The sequence below is a fragment of the Aequorivita vitellina genome (assembly GCF_022008365.1).
GTDB lineage: Bacteria > Bacteroidota > Bacteroidia > Flavobacteriales > Flavobacteriaceae > Aequorivita > Aequorivita vitellina.
Genome location: NZ_JAIRBA010000114.1, coordinates 1 through 720 on the forward strand (window position 1 = coordinate 1; position 720 = coordinate 720).

The 720-nt window shown below is 41.5% G+C and carries 1 protein-coding gene; it reads right to left on the reverse strand.

All coding sequences use genetic code 11. From position 1 onward, the window contains the following. Positions 1-345: 345 nt before the first annotated feature. On the reverse strand, positions 346-720 hold a 375-nt coding region (locus tag K8089_RS16215; protein WP_237604330.1), incomplete at its 5' end, for a Dps family protein.

Genomic DNA, 720 nt, shown 5'->3' on the forward strand with positions numbered 1-720 from the left:
AGTTTCTTGAAGGGGAAGGTGGCAGCTGGGGGATAATTTTGATTGTTTATAAAACTGTCATTCCCAGCTGACGGAAGGGGTAGAGGTTACATCTACCTTCATCTTCATCTTCATCTTCGATTTCGTCCTACGTCTTACGTCCTACCGTCCTACGTCTAGCGTCTAGCCTCTAGCGTCTAGCATCTAGCCTCTAGCATCTTCCCAAAAAAAAAGCCCGGAAACCAATGCCTAATAAAGCATCAATTCCCAGACTCAATATTAATAAAAGTAACTCGGTAATTACAGTACTCTAATTATCCAGCCACTACCGTCTACCGTCTACCGTCTAAAGACTACCGCCTACGATTACGCCTCCGGATGATTATCCCCACTCTTCATACTCCAAGCATCCAGCATCCAACTCACTTTTTCAATATGACCAATATAGCCACCAATCATATCAATTGTTCCTTCATCTCCCGCTTTATCGGCAGTTTCTACAACTATACGCATTTGCTTTAGTAGCTTTCCGTGGTCGTCCAGTAGTATTTTTACCATTTCCAAATCCTTGGTATCTGCAGACGATTCTTTCATATTACTCATCTTCAAATAATCGGTAAAGTTACTGGTAGGTTGGAAGCGAAGGGTTAATATACGTTCTGCAATCTCATCAATTTTTGTCTTTGCATCCTCGTACATATCTTCAAACTTCACGTGCAGATCAAAAAAGTTATGACCTAC